The 16,676-nt window shown below is 46.3% G+C and carries 9 protein-coding genes; 7 read left to right on the forward strand and 2 right to left on the reverse strand.

Annotated features, from left to right (window positions below; genetic code table 11):
• Nucleotides 1-3 precede the first annotated feature (3 nt).
• Nucleotides 4-699 carry a 50S ribosomal protein L1 gene (gene rplA / locus HXT30_RS00495; RefSeq protein WP_115794021.1) on the forward strand — a complete coding sequence of 232 codons (696 nt, stop codon included), beginning with the start codon at nucleotides 4-6 and terminating at the stop codon, nucleotides 697-699.
• A 706-nt stretch (nucleotides 700-1,405) separates the two neighbouring features.
• Here rplA and HXT30_RS00500 read toward each other — a convergent pair.
• Both HXT30_RS00500 and HXT30_RS00505 read right to left on the reverse strand, forming a co-directional pair.
• Nucleotides 1,406-2,512, reverse strand: a complete 1,107-nt coding sequence (locus HXT30_RS00500) for a helix-turn-helix domain-containing protein (protein WP_422111583.1) — start codon at nucleotides 2,510-2,512, stop codon at nucleotides 1,406-1,408.
• Nucleotides 2,513-2,520: 8 nt separating this feature from the next.
• A complete protein-coding gene (locus HXT30_RS00505; protein WP_422111584.1) occupies nucleotides 2,521-4,602 on the reverse strand; it encodes a DUF6020 family protein in 2,082 nt (693 codons plus the stop codon).
• A gap of 506 nt (nucleotides 4,603-5,108) precedes the next feature.
• Between HXT30_RS00505 and HXT30_RS00510 the strand changes: the two genes are divergently transcribed.
• From HXT30_RS00510 to HXT30_RS00535, 6 genes are all read left to right on the forward strand, one after another.
• A complete protein-coding gene (locus HXT30_RS00510) occupies nucleotides 5,109-7,619 on the forward strand; it encodes a hypothetical protein (protein ID WP_422111585.1) in 2,511 nt (836 codons plus the stop codon).
• A gap of 291 nt (nucleotides 7,620-7,910) precedes the next feature.
• Complete coding sequence (locus tag HXT30_RS00515) at nucleotides 7,911-9,728, forward strand: SpaH/EbpB family LPXTG-anchored major pilin (protein ID WP_422111586.1); 1,818 nt, start codon at nucleotides 7,911-7,913, stop codon at nucleotides 9,726-9,728.
• A gap of 532 nt (nucleotides 9,729-10,260) precedes the next feature.
• Nucleotides 10,261-11,166: a class C sortase gene (locus tag HXT30_RS00520; protein ID WP_415701572.1), complete on the forward strand. Its 906-nt coding sequence runs from the start codon at nucleotides 10,261-10,263 to the stop codon at nucleotides 11,164-11,166.
• 92 nt (nucleotides 11,167-11,258) lie between these two features.
• The gene (locus tag HXT30_RS00525; RefSeq protein WP_422111854.1) at nucleotides 11,259-12,578 is read left to right on the forward strand and encodes an FHA domain-containing protein; all 1,320 of its coding nucleotides are present in this window, start codon (nucleotides 11,259-11,261) and stop codon (nucleotides 12,576-12,578) included.
• An 18-nt stretch (nucleotides 12,579-12,596) separates the two neighbouring features.
• Complete coding sequence (locus HXT30_RS00530) at nucleotides 12,597-16,457, forward strand: helicase (RefSeq protein WP_422111587.1); 3,861 nt, start codon at nucleotides 12,597-12,599, stop codon at nucleotides 16,455-16,457.
• The gene (locus HXT30_RS00535) at nucleotides 16,454-16,657 is read left to right on the forward strand and encodes a hypothetical protein (RefSeq protein ID WP_116285502.1); all 204 of its coding nucleotides are present in this window, start codon (nucleotides 16,454-16,456) and stop codon (nucleotides 16,655-16,657) included. The genes HXT30_RS00530 and HXT30_RS00535 overlap by 4 nt, the downstream gene beginning before the upstream one ends.
• Nucleotides 16,658-16,676: the final 19 nt, after the last annotated feature.

Genomic DNA, 16,676 nt, shown 5'->3' on the forward strand with positions numbered 1-16,676 from the left:
AAAATGGTGAAGCGTTCTAAGAAGTATCGTGAAGCGGCTGAGAAGATCGACCGCAACAACCTTTACACCCCAGCTGAGGCTATTGCTTTGCTTAAGAGCATGCCAAAGTACGCTTTTGACGAGTCTGCTGAGGCTGTTATGCGCCTTAATGTGGATCCTCGCAAGGCGGATCAGTTGGTTCGTGGCGTTGTGAACTTGCCTAATGGCACTGGTAAAACCGCTAAGGTTTTGGTGTTTGCTCGTGGCCCAAAGGCTACTGAGGCTCAAGAAGCTGGCGCAGACATTGTTGGTGATGACGAGCTTATCGAGAAGGTTGCCGGTGGCTTCCTTGACTTCGATGCCGTTGTTGCAACCCCAGACATGATGGGCAAGGTTGGTCGCCTTGGTCGTGTGCTTGGTCCTCGTAGCTTGATGCCAAATCCTAAGACTGGCACCGTTACAATGGATGTTGCAAAGGCTGTTGCCGATATTAAGGGTGGTAAGATTGAGTTCCGCGTTGATCGTCAGGGCAATCTTTCCTTCCTGTTTGGCAAGCTTTCCTTCGACGATAAGGCTCTTGAAGAGAACTTCAAGGCTGTTGCCGATGAGATTCGCCGCTTGAAGCCTACAACCATCAAGGGTCGTTACATCACTAAGGTAACGATTACCTCTACAATGGCTCCTGGCGTTCCAGTGGATATTGCAAGCATTGCTGCGTGATTTTAGCCAAGCATAGCTGAGTAATTTTTTAGCGCTGAAAATAGTGTGTTCTTTTATAGAATGCATTGTTTTCAGCGCTTTTGTTTTTTATATTCTTTTCAAACAGCGTCACCAAGCAAGGTAGAGATTCGAGATTTTTCGCACTGAATGAGATGTTTCGCTCGCGCGGTCTAAGCGCGCTCGCGCCTTCGCCGCACGTAAAGTCCACTGGACTTTACGTTTGAGCGGCTCAGCGAATCGAAGTGCATTCGCGCGCTACGCTTTAAGCGCTCATGCAAGTCGATTCGCAGTCCTCCGATGGTGATTCATCGAATGAAGAAGGAAAATCGAGAATCTCGGTGATAAACGCTACGCAATTGTTCTAGACATTCAGAAGGTTTGATGTATTTCTATACGAGCAATAAATAGCGCCATACTAAAACACTAGAATATTAACGTTCACAAGATATCCGTAAAGGAGTTTCGCTCGCGCGGATTAGCCGCGCTCACGTCTTCGCAGCGCAGAAGCAGTGCTTCTGCCTTGAGCTGCTCAGCGCACCAAATTGCCTTCGCGCGCTACGCTTTGAGCGCTCAGGCAGGTCGTCGCGCCTGCGAGGAGAGAAATACTCAAACCTCGCGCAATACCAAGCGAGGAAAGCAATCATGTAAGTATTTGCTGAGTGTATTGCATGGCGCGCCGAAAATCTCAACAAAATACGTCAATGCTTTAGAGCGCAGAATCGCGGATTCGCCCAATCGTAATCGCAGTTTGTAAAACGTACGCCTCTCTAGGGTCAGTGGCGTCCCATCCTGTTGTTTGCGCAACTTTGCGCAAGCGGTATCGTATTGTGTTTGGATGCACGTTAAGATTGTGCGAAGTTTGATCCAGCGCGCCGCCAAATCGCAAGAAAGCGTCGACTGTTTGCAAAGTCGGGTCGTCTGGGTTGTACGGCGCCAAGCTTTGATACACCTTAGTGTATAAGGTTTCTACGGCGGTTTCATCGCCTATAAGTGCGCGCTCTGGAAGAACGTCGTCGCAGCGGATTATTTGCGGCAAATGTGTTACAGACGGCGCAACGGCAAGCGCTGCAAGTGTTGCTGTGATTTCTTTGCATATTTTTTGCGCGCCGACTACAACTTCGCTTATGCAAACGGGTTTTCCCGACTTTGCAAACACTTCGCACATCTTGTTTAATGCTGTTGGATTTGGGTTTTCTCTTAGCGCAAGAATGATTATGTGCGAAGGCGCTGCATCTTTGCGTTTGCTCGCGTCGACGCTTTCTTGCGATTTTCCGCCGATTTTCCACGTTTTTGCACGCGCGCTAATGGCGTCTAGCTGCACGCTGTCAACTATCGCATCGTATGCTCCGCATGCGCCGAGTTGCGTCCATATTGCGCGTCTTAAAGAGTCTGTGTTGTTTTGCGCCGCATGTGCGCCCGCGTTTTGCGGTGTTGGATTTGGGTTGTCGTCGTTTGAGTTCGATTCCGTTTTATACGTGCCTGCAATCGCCACAAATCGCGTATTTTCTTGCCATTGCAATAGGTGCATTAGCGCGCTTACGCGGCTGTCTGCAATGCCGTTCATAAGGCACGTTCCGATTAGCGCGTGCAATCGCAAGCGTGTTGCCGCGTCAAAAATTTTGCCGTCTCGAATGTCAAAAATTCCGAGTGCATCTTCGCTTTTTGGAGCGCATGGCATTGGCGTAAAGCTTGGCGTAAAACTTGGCGTAAAACCTTGTGCGCTAGATTCTTCGGCAGATTCGCATGCTTCGCTGCGTTCGTCATCTGGCTTTACGCCTGTAAGAATTGTAAGAAAGTCAGCGTTTTCGTCCATTCACTCCCTCAATTCTTGTGCGAATCCTTGTGCGAACTAACATGCGTCTTGTCGCGCGTACTATCATGCACCAAATCGCAATTTATTTTATCACTTTGACGGCATGTGTTACTGCATCTGTTATCGCACGTATTACGGCATGAGATGCAAACGCTATCCCTTACAAACATTAGAACCGTAAAGAAGGACACAAACGCAATAGGCAGCATGTGTCGCTCAAAATTGTTTGCTGGAGCCAACACCATTACGCCCATCAAAAGCGCAAGAGGCGCGTGCAAAACCAGCGTTTTCCACCTGCGCAATGCTATTTCGGCAACGCCAATCAGCAGCGTTGCAACAACATACAAGTTTCCGTGAATAATCCACCCAAGAATCGGCGTATTGCTCCACGCTTCCGCGCTGCTCGATACAGCGCCACGCCACTCGGGCAGCCAGTAGCGAATCCACTCAGAATTCTTTATATTCTCGGTGTTTACGTAGTATTCGGGGCCAACATAAGGCACGTCTAGAATGTCGAAGTAGCCGTACGACTTTGCTAGCAGCGCATCCGTTGCAACAATCGGGCTGTGTGTAATCATAAGCAACCATGCGTGGTTAAACTTTTTCATGTCGTCTTTTGTAATATAACGCCAACGGTAGCTCACTTTTTTAGATTGCAAGCCAGAAGATTTTACAGGGTCCGCGTCTTGAGGAGTGTACGCTTCTGCAGTTTGACTAAGATTGAAAATTGGCGATATTGCGCGCTTTGCTGCATGCGGTATGCTTTTGGGGTCTAGCTTTGCGATTCTGGCGATTTGCTGAAGTTGCACTCCGCGGCTTTCGATTGGATCACCATTTATAATCGCGCCGCTAGAAATGGCAAGCATAATTGCGCCGTGTATAAGAATTGTTGGTAGCAGAATGCATAAAACCCATATTTTCCAACGTTTTCTGCTAGATATAATCATCAACACAAATTGAATCGCAAGAATGTACCACGCGTATTTTGCAGCAATCAGCATAATGCACACGCTGATTATCAACTCGACGATTGTGTGTGCGGCGGGTTTTTGCTTGAATTCCAGGCAATTAAGCTCGTACATTATTCCAAACCACCACACAAATGCAAACGCAAACAGCGGCGATTTTGTAAGCGAAATAGTTGAAAATACTACGAGTGGGCTGAATAAAAATGTGATTATTACGGCAGCGCGCAGGGCGATTGGTGTTGTTTGGATTGATGCTGTTGCACATGGCGCATGTCCAGCTTGCGATTCGCCTGTTTTAGCACTAGCCCACGGCGTGTTTAAGAATCGGTTTGCTGTTGCAGCGCAACAAAATGCCGCGAGCACAAATTGCATAACTGCAAGAAACACGATTCCTGCGTCGTTCGACTCTGTAAAATAGCGCGATATTGCGGCTGTAGCGCCGTAAATGAGCGTTAAAACAATGTTGTGTTGGTCGCTTAAGTACGTTGGTTTTGCGGGCCAAAGGTAGTGCGCCGTAGGGTAAATGTCTGCTGGAACAAAGCTAAAGAAGCCAATGTATGGCTGTTTTAGGCCAGTTACTTGATTCCACGCCCAGCTGTATTCGCGGATTTGCGAGCAAATGTCGGCTCCGTATGCGGCGAGCAGCGTTACGGGCGCCCATAGCCAGCCGATAATCAGCGTTAGAAAAATGTTTCGTTTGCGGCAGGTTGAGTGGTAAAAACACCACTTTAGGGCGTGTTTTACGTTAAAAAATGCGGCGCGTAGGGTTGTTGCGATTTTTGGCTGTGATTGTTTTGGCTGTGATTGTTTTGGCTGTGATTGTTTTGTTTTTGATTTTGTTTTTGATTTTTCTGGCGATGATTCTGCGCGCATAAATCTTACGATTTTTGGCATAACTCCGTTTTTGCCAAAATAAATAAGAACCCTCAAAATTGCGTAATATGCGCAAAATGCGATTACAAAAATCAGCGCATTTAGCCAATTAAAATCTGTTAAAGATCCTTGCGCGCGGTAGATTACGCCCAGACTTGTGCAGGTTGCAAGAAAGATACATGTAAAAACGATTAGCGAGTTTGCGGCGATTTTGCTTGCCGCTTTTATGCTCGTGTTAATTCGTTTCATGTTCCACCTATACGCTCTATACATTTGTGTTTTTCTTGCACTCTAATTATACCCGCTATGCTTCGCTCCGACCTGCCTTAGCGCAAACGCTGGAAATAACTCCGCACTTTGTAGCTCAAAACAGCGATTAGAGCAACAAAACGCGGAAAAGGTTGACGGGTTCTGTAGTGATTTACGGTGTGTTGTGTCGCTCGCGCAGGTTAGCTGCGCTCACGTCTTCGCCGCACGTAAAGTCCACTGGACTTTACGTTTGAGCGGCTCAGCGAATCGAGGTGATTTCTCGCGCATTATGCAGCTCGAAATCGTCGATTTGCACTACGCTTTAAGCGAAAAGGCATGTCGTCGCGCAATCGCGCTTGATATTTTCATAGGGGGGGGGGGTATATTATTAAAGGCTTATGATAAGTGCTCATTTACTGGCCGTAGTTAGCAGATGATTATTTAATCTGTAAGTTTTGCATTTTGCTTTGCAAGCTTAGTAAATACGCGGAGAGGGAGGTGTGCCGATGCGTAATTTACATTGTGGTGGCCGTTTCCTTCGATTTTTGCGTTCAATTTGCTCTAAAACTGCGTGTGCTCGTCGCGCTATTGTTGCGCTTTTTGTTGTTGCTACTATTCTTGCTACTTTTATGATTGCTCCGACTTATGCTTTAAGCGCTGGTGAGAATACTGGTGAGAAAGTTAGCACTGGGGAGACGGTTGGTGCTAAGTCTGATTCTGCTAAGAGTGAAGGTGAGAAGCAGAATCCTGAGCAGAGTGAACCTAATAATACTGAGCTTAATAAGAATAATACTGATACTTCAAGTACTTTAACGAATAATAATAAGGAATCGAAGCCTGTTGAGAAGCCGAAGACTGCTGGTAACAATGGTGTTGATAAGGCTAATGCTGAAAAGTTGGCAGATGAGACTGATGCAAAGAAAAAAGTTGAAGGTGCAAAAAAGAAAGTCGCTTCTACGGAAGCTGCTCTCAAAATGAACAAAAAACCGAAAAAACCGAAGAAGTGTAGCGGATTAAGTGCATGCTACACGATTAGCTACAATATTGGTAGTCCTACTGTAGATAATAAGGGTAAGACTATTTTAATAAAGCGTGGTGATGCTAGAGTTATTACTCCAAAGTTCGACTTAAAATCTGGGAAAACACCAACCTTTACGTTAAAAGAAGGCTTGTGGTTTAAGTTAGAACAAGATGGTGAAGATCCTGTACCAAGTTGGGTGAATTTTGAAAAAACAGAAGGTGATGTAGTCACTAAAGTTAAGGATACTGAAAATCAAACAGGTTTTGACGGTTCTATAACTTTGAGTCCAAATAGTAAGTGGGATTACGGTAGTTATAAATTTAAAGTTTTTGCATATTACAAAAAGAAAAGCGAAAAAATATACGCTACAATAAGTGTAAAAGTTGATGTACCTGATATATCAAAAAATGATTTATCGCTGAGCTTGTACGATTTTGGGAAAACGCAAGATAATACTGCGATAAAAGATAGTAAAATTATTATAAATCCAAAGTCTAAAGGTTCAGATTCTAGCGGAAGTGATACTGGCGGTACTGGTAAGAAAGACGTTTACGATCCTATTAATAATAAGCTTTTTATTGATTCGCAGTCGAAGGATAAGCCTGGTTTTATTCATCACCATATGATTTGTAAAAGTGGTAGTGGTGATAATGCCAGTTATACGTTAGACAGTGTTAATGGTTTGAACTTAAGTAATAAAGATGGTTCTACTACGGATAAGCAGACTAAGTTCACTCATATAGAAAGTAAAACCGGTACGGATAAGTATTCTGTGTATTTGAATGATGATTATACTGAGCGCTCTCAAAGTTGGATTACTGGTACGCCTACAAAAGCTGGAACTTTTGAGTGTAAAGTGTTTGCTATTAAGGATGTTGATATAAGTTACAGTGAGAATCTTGGTAAAACATTCTCAACTGAATATTTTGCAAAATATGTCACAGATAGATTAAAAGATAAGACTCGTGAAGTATTTAGTGATCCTGATACTAAGATTTATGCTGCTCATATACCTAATACATCTGGGTTAGATGAGTCCGTGTACAAGCCTCAAAAAACCATCGACTGGGCTTATAAGTCAGTTACGATTGAAGTGAAGTCGAGTGAGCCGCAAGAGCCAAAAATTGGCGATAACGATCTTACGCTGAAAGTGTATCCGTTTAAGGATTCTACAACAGCGTTGACTAGCGACAATAACAAGATTTCTGCGATGCTCGGTATGAGTCTTAAGCCGTTTGTTGATGCTACTTCTGCGGCGGATAGCGCGAATAAGATTACGTTGCGCGTGCTCTGCTCGAAGGGCGAGAAGAAGAATAATTCTACTGGCAGTGGTAGTGGTACTTCTACCGGAGGTGCTGGCTCGACTGGAAGTGGTTCTGCTGGAAGTGGCGGTGCTTCAACTGGAGATAGTTCGCCTAGTAGTGCGCAATCTGGCTCGCAACAAACTCAGCCTTCTGGATCATCGCAACCTGCTAAACCGTCGCAAGCTGAGGAGCCTCTTGAATACAAAACTTGGAGCAGCAATCTTGCCGATCTTGGGTTGAGTGTGCCTGAGGATACGAAGCAAAATAGATGCAAAAAAGGTGATAAGGACTGTAATGCTGCTGCGCAAACTTCTATGGAAGTGAGTATAAAGCCGACTGATGTTGGCAATTACCAGTGCGTTGTGTTTGCTCTGAAGAATGACGCTCTTACTAAGTTTGATGATGTAATAAGCAAAGCTACTCAATCTGGCAGTACCTTAACTCCTGATTCAATAAAATCTGAGCTAACCAAGGCTTCTACTACGGCTTTTAAAGAAAACAAGGATTTTGCTGCTTTTACGCTCAATATTGATTCGGTGAGCAATTTTACTTTGCCGAACGCGGGCGAGCGCAATTGGAACTTGCAGTTGGGCGCTGTAGCTGCCGTTATGGTGAGCGTGCTCGCCGCTGGATTCGTTATAAGTCAAAGTGAAGCATGCAGAAAGCTGCTTTACGAAAGGCGGCGATGCTAATGTGAAAGCTGCCTACGTAATCAAGTTGTGCTCGCGTATTAGTGCAGTGCGCGTAGCAAAAATAAAAACATAATTAGATTAACTAAACCAAGATATTTCCAGAAGATATTCCAGGTAGTCAAAAAACAAAACAAACACACAAACACACAAACACAAACAAGTGCCGAATGGGTACAAACAAGTGCTTAGCAAGTACAAACAAGGCTCAATCGGCGCGCAAACACACAGTAAACACAAAAACAAAACAACTTAACTCAACTGCTTTTAGAAGCATCGAGAAAAGGAGAAAATATGAATAAGTTAACAAGAAAGTGCGTTGCGGCGATTGCGTCGCTTGCGATGGCTGGCACGCTGTGCGTTGCTGGCGCTGTAACAATGGCAAGCGTTGCGTGGGCTGGTCCTAAGCCAGGTATTCATCAAGGTGGTGGTGGTAAGAAGTCCTCTGAGCCTTCTAAGGCTCCGTGGGAGACTGGCGCTCCGACAACCGGCACCCTCACCATCCTTAAGTGCGATGCGGCTAAAGGCGATTATAATCCAGGTACAGAAAACACGGAATCTAAGTGCCCTGCTAATCACAATCCGCTTCAAGGTGCAGTATTTAAGGTAACCAAGGTCACAAAGATTGGCACGGAAGATATTGATCTTACAAAGCTTAAGTCTTGGCAGAATATTGCGAATATTATTACCAAGTTGAATGAGCATACCGTTGTTGAAAGCGGCAAGAATTCTGAGATTACTCTTGCTGAGAATGGCACTACGCTAGATGGTACTGACAGTGACGGTAAAACAACGTCTGGTGATCTTGATCTCGGCTTGTATAAGGTAGAAGAGGTAACGCCTCCTACTGGCTACGGTGCTTCTGATTTGCAGTACTTCTACATGACTTTGCCAATGATTTCTACAGATGCAAATAAAAACACGTACGACTACAAGCCAATTGTAAAGCCTAAGAATAAGAACCTTTCTCAAACAATTACGAAGAAGGTTGATGATTCTAAGACTTTCACTGGCGTGAGTGATAAGGTTCCTTTCACAATTACTGCCGAGTTGAATGTTCCTAAGCCTGCTGGTCGAGATCTTACTGCAGATGACCTTAAAGGTTTCGCGGTGTTCGATGATGCTCCAACCGCTGCGTTTAAGGATATTGCTGCTGGTGCTGTAACTGGAGTTAAAGTTGATGGTACTCCACTTACAGATGGTACTAATAGCACTACTAAGGAATATGAAGTGACACCGGAAGCTAATTCTACGGAGAATAAAATTACTGTTGCCGGTGACAAAATGAACCTTGAAGGTAACCGCACTCGAGTTTTGGTTAAGTTCACTGATGCTGGTAGGAAAAAGCTTCTTACTGCATTGAAGGATACTACTAAAACAAGCCACCACGTAACTGTTGATCTTGAGTTCTCTCTTAGTGATGCATACAAGAAGTCTCCAGCTACATCCACAGATACAGACAATAAAGAGCTTTTGAACAAGTCCGGTTACTTCCAGGCTGTTGGTAGTGATGATAATAATTTGCCGCCAATTATTCCTGAGGGTGATGGTACTCAAAGCGCGCGTAAAGTAGAGTTTGGATACTTGCAGGTTCATAAGTACAAGGCAGAGCACCCTGATGTGAATCTTAAAGATGCAGAGTTCAAGATCTTTAGCGATCAAAAGAAAGCTCAAGGCTGTGCAGATGGGCTCTTTAAGGGTGAAAAGCTTGCAGATATTGATGCTTGCAAGGCTGCATCTTCGTTTGATGGAAAAACTGACGGAACCGATACAGATAGTAAGCCTACCGGTAAGTTCAAAGCTCCTTATAAGGCTGTAGCTGGTTCAAAACTCTATGTTGTTGAGGTCCAGGCTCCTACAGGCTATAAGCTTTCTAATGTTATAAAGGAAGTTACGGTTAAATCAACAAGTACTGTAGCTGATCCTACTGTTGCAGAATTCCCGAATATTCCAGAGTATAACATTGACGGCAAGAGCTTCTGGTTCAACCTTCCTGCAACTGGTGCCGCTGGCGTGATTCTGTTTGCGCTTGCTGGCATGGGCTTGATTGCAGCTAGCGTGTTCCTTTACATGCGTAATCGCAAGGAAGAAGAGCAGCAGGCAAAAGCCTGATGCGCTTTTGCAAAGTAACTGCTTAAGTAATCTAGTAGTCTAAAAGCAAAGTGTGTGAGTCTAGGGTTTATATGTAAGCCCTAGACTCGCGCATATTTTAGCTGAGTAATGCGTTAGCTATTTCCGCTTTTTGTTGCTCAACACGCCGTTTTGAACAACATTTTCGGGAAAAATCTCCCGATTTTGTTGTTGATTTTGCGGTTTTGAGCAACATTCTCGGGAATCCCAGCGATGAAAATCACGCAAAAGTTCTAGACATTCAGAAGGTTTGATGTATTTCTCTACGAGCAATAAAAGAGGAGCGTTGTGCGAATCGACGACTTCGAGCTGCATAGCGCGCGAGAAGTCACCTCGATTCGCTGAGCTTGCTCAAAGTTGAAAGCACAGTGTGCTTTCAACGCAAGCGGGGGCGTGAGCGCGCTGTAACGCGCGAGCGTAGAATTAGCCAGCCCTCTCGCAACGTCAAATAGAGGAATAGACAGCTTTCGCAACACTTGATAGTAGTGAAGCATGAAAATATGTTGGAGTAGGAATGAAGCCTAATAAGAAGGAAAAGCAAGCAAAACGCAAAAAATCGCATTTGCGTCGTATCTTAGAGCCAATCGCCCTAGCGCTTGCAGCAATTCTGTGCTTCACGTACCCAGTGGCGTCAACTCTGTGGAATAACAAGGTTTCGAAAGAAGTTTCTGTAGCTTATGATCGCTTGAGTCGTAAGCAAACTGCTAGCGCTAGAGAGAAGATTTTGGGCGCGGCTCGCCGCTATAATGCGCGCCACAAGTCGATTATTACGGCCGATCCGTACGACGGCACAACGGATTATATGAAAACGCCAGAGTATAAGGATTATGCGAAGCAGCTGGATGAGCCAATGGGGATTATGGGAATCGTGAAGATCCCGAAGATTGGCGTTAAGCTGCCGATTTATCACGGTAGTTCGCAAGATGTTCTGGCGTATGGTGCTGGTCATTTGTATGGCACGGATTTGCCAGTTGGTGGCAAAACTCGTCACTCGGTTGTAACGGCGCATACTGGTTTGCCAAACGCAACCATGTTCGACGATTTGGTGGAATTGAAGAAGGGCGACTATTTCTATTTTGACGTGCAAGGGGAGACGCTGCGATACAAGGTGTTCCGTATTAGCGTTGTTGATCCGCATGATATTAGGTTGTTGCAGCGCGAAAAGGGGCGCGATTTGGCAACGCTGCTTACTTGCACGCCGTACGGTGTGAACTCGCAAAGGCTGCTGGTTACGGGGTATCGCGTGCTACCGGATCCAGTTTTAGTGCCGGGCGATAAGCTGCAGTGGCCGCTTTGGATGACGCTGTTTGTTATTGCGCTTGTTGGGTGCGCGGTGATTCTTGCGACTATGGTTGTTGCAGATGCTAAAAGAAAGCGCGGAAAGCTTGATTTGCACGCTAAGCATTTGATTAGCATTTAGCGCAATATACACAAAGCATGACACAATAGTGTGTAGTGTGTTTTTTGAAGGGAGCAGGTTCCGTGAGTGTTCAACAAACCTTGCAGCGCTGGATGATTACGGTAGGTGGAGTGGAGCAGGCACGCGTTGGCGCGGGTCGGTCTGTAGAAATTGGCAGGAAGCCTATACGCCCTTTGCGCGAAGACGGTTTTATGCGCGTAGACGTTGTAGACAATAAGCGCTCTATGTCTAAAAGGCACGCGCTTTTTATTGTTGATGCAAGCGGCGCGGCTACGATTCGCGATTTAAACTCTACAAACGGAACTTACTTGGTTAGCGAAAGCGGCGATTTGCTGCGACTAGACCCAGGCGTTGATTTTCACATGCCAGACAGCATTGTTCGCATGCAATTTGGCGATGTTCCAGTTGATTTTGTGCGCATTGAAGAAAAGGCGCCGCAGGGAAGCGATGCGAGTGCGCAGCCAGTGCGCGATTTGTTCTCTTACGCGCCAGATAATGATATTAAGGAGCCAGACGCTGCGGATTTGTCGGTAGATGATATTCTTGACATTCGTGCGGGGGAGCCAACGGGCGTGTTCCATGCGCAGTCGGTTTCGCGGCCTGATTTGGTTTGGGATAGTCAAAAGCGGCTTAATGATGCTGCTGCGGCGGATGACCTTGGTAGTGCTTCGGCGGCGGATGCTGGTGCGGATGCGGATGATAATGATAATTCTGCTGTAACTTCTGCTGTAACTGCCGCTGAGTCTTCAAGTGTTGAGCCTTCAAGCGTTGCGGATGTTGCAAGCGTTCTAGATGGTGCAAGCGTTCTAGATGTTGCAAGCGTTGCAGAAAGCGTTGCAGAGCAAATTAAGCCTGTTATTGCGGGTCAGGTTGTTTTGCCTGTTGTTCGAGATGAGTTTGAATCGCCTGTGGAACCGCGCAATTTATTTGACGATGCTGCAAATAACGATGCTGCAAATAACGATGCTGTAAATAACGATGCTGTAAATAATGATGTATCTACTAACGATGCTGTTACTAATGATGATGCTAGTAACGATGATGCTAGCGATGTAAGTGATGCTAACAACATAAGCGATGTAAGCGCTACAATCGCAAGCGATTCCGCGCAATTTACACCAGCTTTTGAGCCAGGATCCGTGTTTGAAAAAGTTTCAAATGGCGAATTTAGCGCTCGCAAAGAAGTGGTTTCCGCTGGAGGATTTACATCGGAAGAAGCACAAAAAACAGACGATTTTGCCGAGCAATTTGAGATGGCAAAGTACCAAGAGTTACTGCCATTCTTGGCAATGAACACAAATTTGTACGACGATTTGTATGCGTGGCTTTCTGCGCAGGGGAATGCAGACGTGGATCAAGCGTTGGCGCAAAATAGCGGATACAGCGCGTATCGCAATGCAATCGGCTTGTAAACAAGGGAGTTGAGTAGTATGAGCGATAATCAAAATGACTTTATGCACAGCCAGCAAGGCCAGGCAAGTCAGTTAAGCCAGCAAAATCAGCAAAATCTTTCAGATAAGCCAGACCAGTTAGAACAGCTAGACCAGCATGCGCCTCGCCAATCTGCACAATCTTTGCGCGCCGAGAAACTCGAGCGCATGAACAAATGGCATGAAAAATATAAGTCGCAGCTTGCTCCATCTCCGCTAGAAGACATAACAAAACTTTGTGCGCAATTAGAGTTGACTCATGCGCATCCTTCGGGAATCGCCCAGCTTTTTGCCAGTGGAAAGGTCACTCTTCAAGCGCTTTTCCGCGATTCGGGAATGCTGCGCGCGGCAGGTAGAAGGCTAGACAGAGTTTTTGAAGACAGAGACAACAAGGCGCACGAAAATGGCGTTTCGGAGCTTTCGCTTGTTGTTGGAGTTGCGTCGTGGAGCGGCAATCATGTGCCGGTTTTAACATACCCGGTACGCGTTTTGCGAGAAGCTGGAAAAGACGAGACGGCTGCAACGATTTACTTTTCGGGAAACGTTCGCCTAAACCACGCTCTTGTTCTTAGGCTGCAAGAAAGAGGCGTAAACCTTAGCGAAGACGCGCTTTTTGATGGCTCAAACTACCAGAGCGGCACGCCAGAAACATCCGCAGTTTTTGACGCGATTTGTGCTGCTGCGCAAAGAGTCTTCCCAGATTTCGACATTGAGCGAGATATTGTGCTCGGTTGTTTTACGGACTCGGGATCTAGATTCTTAGCAGAAAGCGGCCAGATTTTGCGCGCGCTTAAGCTGGGGAACGTTGGAAATACAATGATTGACGCGATTGCGGGAGATGATATTGCCGTTGAATCGCTGGGCGCAAAAGCTACTTCCGACTATTCTCCACTAGATGCAGACCCACACTACGAATACGAAGTTGGCGACGTTAGTAACGCTGTGCGATACGCTGCAGGAATGGCGGCAAATGGCGCTTCTTTGGCAATAGACGCAGATGCTGGATGTGATTCCGCTTTAATCGCAGCTGCGATCTCTTCGCGCTGCGTTCTTGCAGGAAAGTCCGTTTTGTACGTTCCAAACGTTATGGAGCAGCAGCGCAGATTCCGCCACGCTCTTAGCGCAAACGAGATTTCTTCTCTTTCGCTAGACGTTTCGGATTCGCATCTTGCAAAGCACGTTGATGCGCAGCTTATAGCGGCCGTTGGGTCTCGCCAAAGCGTTGCTTCTAGCCGCTTTGAGCAAGTTTGCGACGAGCTTGTTGGCGTTAAAACGCGATTAAACCGCTACTTGGGAGATTTGCACGGAGTAAACGAGCGATGGGGTGTCTCCGCTTATCAGACTATGCAAAATCTTGCAGGAATCGCCATGCTGCCTACGCATCCTTGCACGCATGTTCGTCTTAGTGTAGATGCTGCGCGCTCGCTTTCTGGTCATTTAGACGAGTGGGCACAAAAGCTGCACGAGGCAGATTCTCTTGGTGAATTTACTACTAATGCCGAAGATACGCCGTGGTTTGGTGCTTCGCTGTTTAGCGAGAACGAGGCTGTAACAGTGTATCAGCGCGTTGTAGACGTTCTTACAAAGCTTTTGCCAGCCGCGCGCGAGCACGTTAAGTCAACTGTGCAAAATTGCGGTTTCCCTATTCCTTCTACGGCGCGAGAATGGGGTAGGCAGGTTACGGTTCTAAAGAATCTTCGCCGCGTTTTAGACGTTTTCCAGCCAGATATTTTTGAGCGCGATCTTAACGCAATGATTGAGGCGAGTAAGCCTAAAGCTGTTCGCAAGCGCGAAGGCACGCCAATGGGCTTTTGGGAGCGCAGGCATCACATTAAAGAAGCGCGCAGCCTTTTGCGTGTTGGCGCAAAGGTGGACGATCTTCACGAAGCGTTAAAGATTGTTGCCGCGCAAGCTGCGCAATGGCGTACTTTTGTGCCTCATGGCGGTTGGCCAGTATTGCCTCCTAAGCTAGACGAAATCGTTAGTACGCAGGAGCTTTTAGACCGTAATCTTGTAGCGCTTAACGCTGTGCTTTCTACAACGCGACTTGGCGCAGACCTTGAAAACATTGAGTTTACTGAGCTTGACGAGCGCTTGCAAGCCTTGCACGATAGTCGCGAATCCTTAGATACGCTACCAGGTAGGTGTGTTATTGAGCGTGAATTGCGCGGCGTTGGTTTAGAAGATCTTGTTTGCGACTTGCGTAGGCGTAAAGTTACGGGCCAGGCCTTAGATGGCGAGCTTCATCTAGCTTGGTGGACTACCGTTTTTGAAGATATTGTTAATTCTTCCGAGATTATATCTAATCAAGATGGTTCTGCGTTGCAAGACGCTTCCGATCGTTTTGTGCAAGTAGACACAGAGCACGTGCGTTCTGTAGGACCAATGGTTCAGCAAGAAGCACTTAAAAAGCTTTGCGACTTGCTTTTTGCGCGTTCGCAAGAGGCAAATCAGCTTCACACTGCTCTTGCAAGCAATGGTTCGGGTGTAACTTTTGCTAAGTTGATGAACTCCTACCCAGATTTGCTGCTTGCTGCTAAGCCGATTCTGGTTGCAATGCCGTCTACTTTAACTATGATGACTGAGTTTAAGCCGATTGTAGACGTTGTGATCATTGATTCTGCAGAGCATATTAACAACATTGAGCTGCTTAGCATTCTTGCGCGCGCACGCCAAGTCGTTGTTATTGCGCACAAGCAAACTGTTAGCTCGCAAAGCGTAAGTGACCTTATTAGCGTTTTGCCTACTGTTTGCGTTAAGTCGCGAGCAACCAGGCGTTCCGCGTATCTTGCCGATTTCCTTGAAAACCACGGCTACGGCGCGCTTAGACACGATGTTCCTGTAGAGAAAATGCAAGGCAAGGTTAAGCTTCATCAAGTAGAAGCCGCTGGCGTTCCAGTTATGGCAACTGGTCTTATTGAAAGCAGCCAGCGCGAGATTGACGAAGTTGTGTCTTTGATTAAGCAGCGCGCTAAGACTTTTAGCGTTGTTCCTTCTAGCTACGTGCTTGCAGTTGTGACTCTTACAAGCGTGTTTAGAAACAGGCTTGGAGCGGAGCTTAAGGCGTTGGCTGTTAAAGACGAAAACATGGGTAGATTCCTTAGACATGTTCGACTTGTAAGCGTAAACGAGGCTGTTGGTGCATACGCAACGGATGTTATTCTTTCGCTGTGCTACGCAAAGACTTCGCACGGAAGGCTTTTGCAGCAGTTTGGAGTTTTGGAAGAAGAAGGCGGAAAGTCCATGCTTCTTGACTCCTTGGCTTTGGCTCGAAGGAATTTGGACATTGTTTGCGCATTTAAGTCTAGCGATATGGAAGATGATCGTTTGCATCAAGACGGACCTAAGCTTCTTAAGGATTTGCTTACTTGGGCGCAGAATTTGGACGATAATCCAGTAGATACAGTAAATGCAGCAAATGCAGCGGTTGCTGGCGATACTGGTGATTCTGCTAATTCTGCTGATTCTGCTGACGCGGGCGAAGCTGCAAAATCGCAAGCTGCTGGCGATTTTTCCGCAAACGGCTTTAGCAACGTTTTGTTTGCGGATTTGGCAGAACGAATTCGCTCTCGCGGCCTTAATGTGGCAGTAAACTACGGTTTTAGTGAAGATCATAGCATTCCTCTTGTTGTTGGTTTGCCAGATAAGCCGTTTGCTTTGGCTGTTCTAACCGACGACGCGAGTTTTATGAGCCTTGAGTCTACTCGTGAGCGCAATCGCATACTCGCTCAAGATTTGGAGTATCTTGGCTGGTCTGTTATGAACGTTTGGAGCGTTGGAGCATTCGTTAATCCCGAAAAAGAAGTTGAGAGAATTGTTTCTAGAATTGGCGAGCTTTATAAAAGCGGCGAGCAGCAATGAGCGAATACAACGCTAATCGCAGGTGTTCTAGGGGCCATTCGCGCGTGGTTCGTAAAGGGTCGGAGCTTTTTGACGCGGATGGCGTAAAGCAAGAGCCAGGTGATGTTCAAACGATTGAGCAGCGCGCAAAAGACGACGATAATCGTATTCTTGGCGAGCTTCCTCCGCATTGGGCGGTTTTTAGCGAACGCGGTAGATAAACTTTGCATAGTTGCTGGC

It is taken from the genome of Gardnerella sp. DNF00571G (assembly GCF_049262695.1).
Lineage (GTDB): Bacteria > Actinomycetota > Actinomycetes > Actinomycetales > Bifidobacteriaceae > Bifidobacterium > Bifidobacterium piotii.

What these genes read in the sequence shown, in the direction of transcription:
- rplA (WP_115794021.1), top strand. Translation starts at nt 4, where the DNA reads ATGGTGAAGCGTTCTAAGAAGTATCGTGAAGCGGCTGAGAAGATCGAC.
- HXT30_RS00500 (WP_422111583.1), bottom strand. Translation starts at nt 2,512, where the DNA reads ATGGACGAAAACGCTGACTTTCTTACAATTCTTACAGGCGTAAAGCCA.
- HXT30_RS00505 (WP_422111584.1), bottom strand. Translation starts at nt 4,602, where the DNA reads ATGAAACGAATTAACACGAGCATAAAAGCGGCAAGCAAAATCGCCGCA.
- HXT30_RS00510 (WP_422111585.1), top strand. Translation starts at nt 5,109, where the DNA reads ATGCGTAATTTACATTGTGGTGGCCGTTTCCTTCGATTTTTGCGTTCA.
- HXT30_RS00515 (WP_422111586.1), top strand. Translation starts at nt 7,911, where the DNA reads ATGAATAAGTTAACAAGAAAGTGCGTTGCGGCGATTGCGTCGCTTGCG.
- HXT30_RS00520 (WP_415701572.1), top strand. Translation starts at nt 10,261, where the DNA reads ATGAAGCCTAATAAGAAGGAAAAGCAAGCAAAACGCAAAAAATCGCAT.
- HXT30_RS00525 (WP_422111854.1), top strand. Translation starts at nt 11,259, where the DNA reads ATGATTACGGTAGGTGGAGTGGAGCAGGCACGCGTTGGCGCGGGTCGG.
- HXT30_RS00530 (WP_422111587.1), top strand. Translation starts at nt 12,597, where the DNA reads ATGAGCGATAATCAAAATGACTTTATGCACAGCCAGCAAGGCCAGGCA.
- HXT30_RS00535 (WP_116285502.1), top strand. Translation starts at nt 16,454, where the DNA reads ATGAGCGAATACAACGCTAATCGCAGGTGTTCTAGGGGCCATTCGCGC.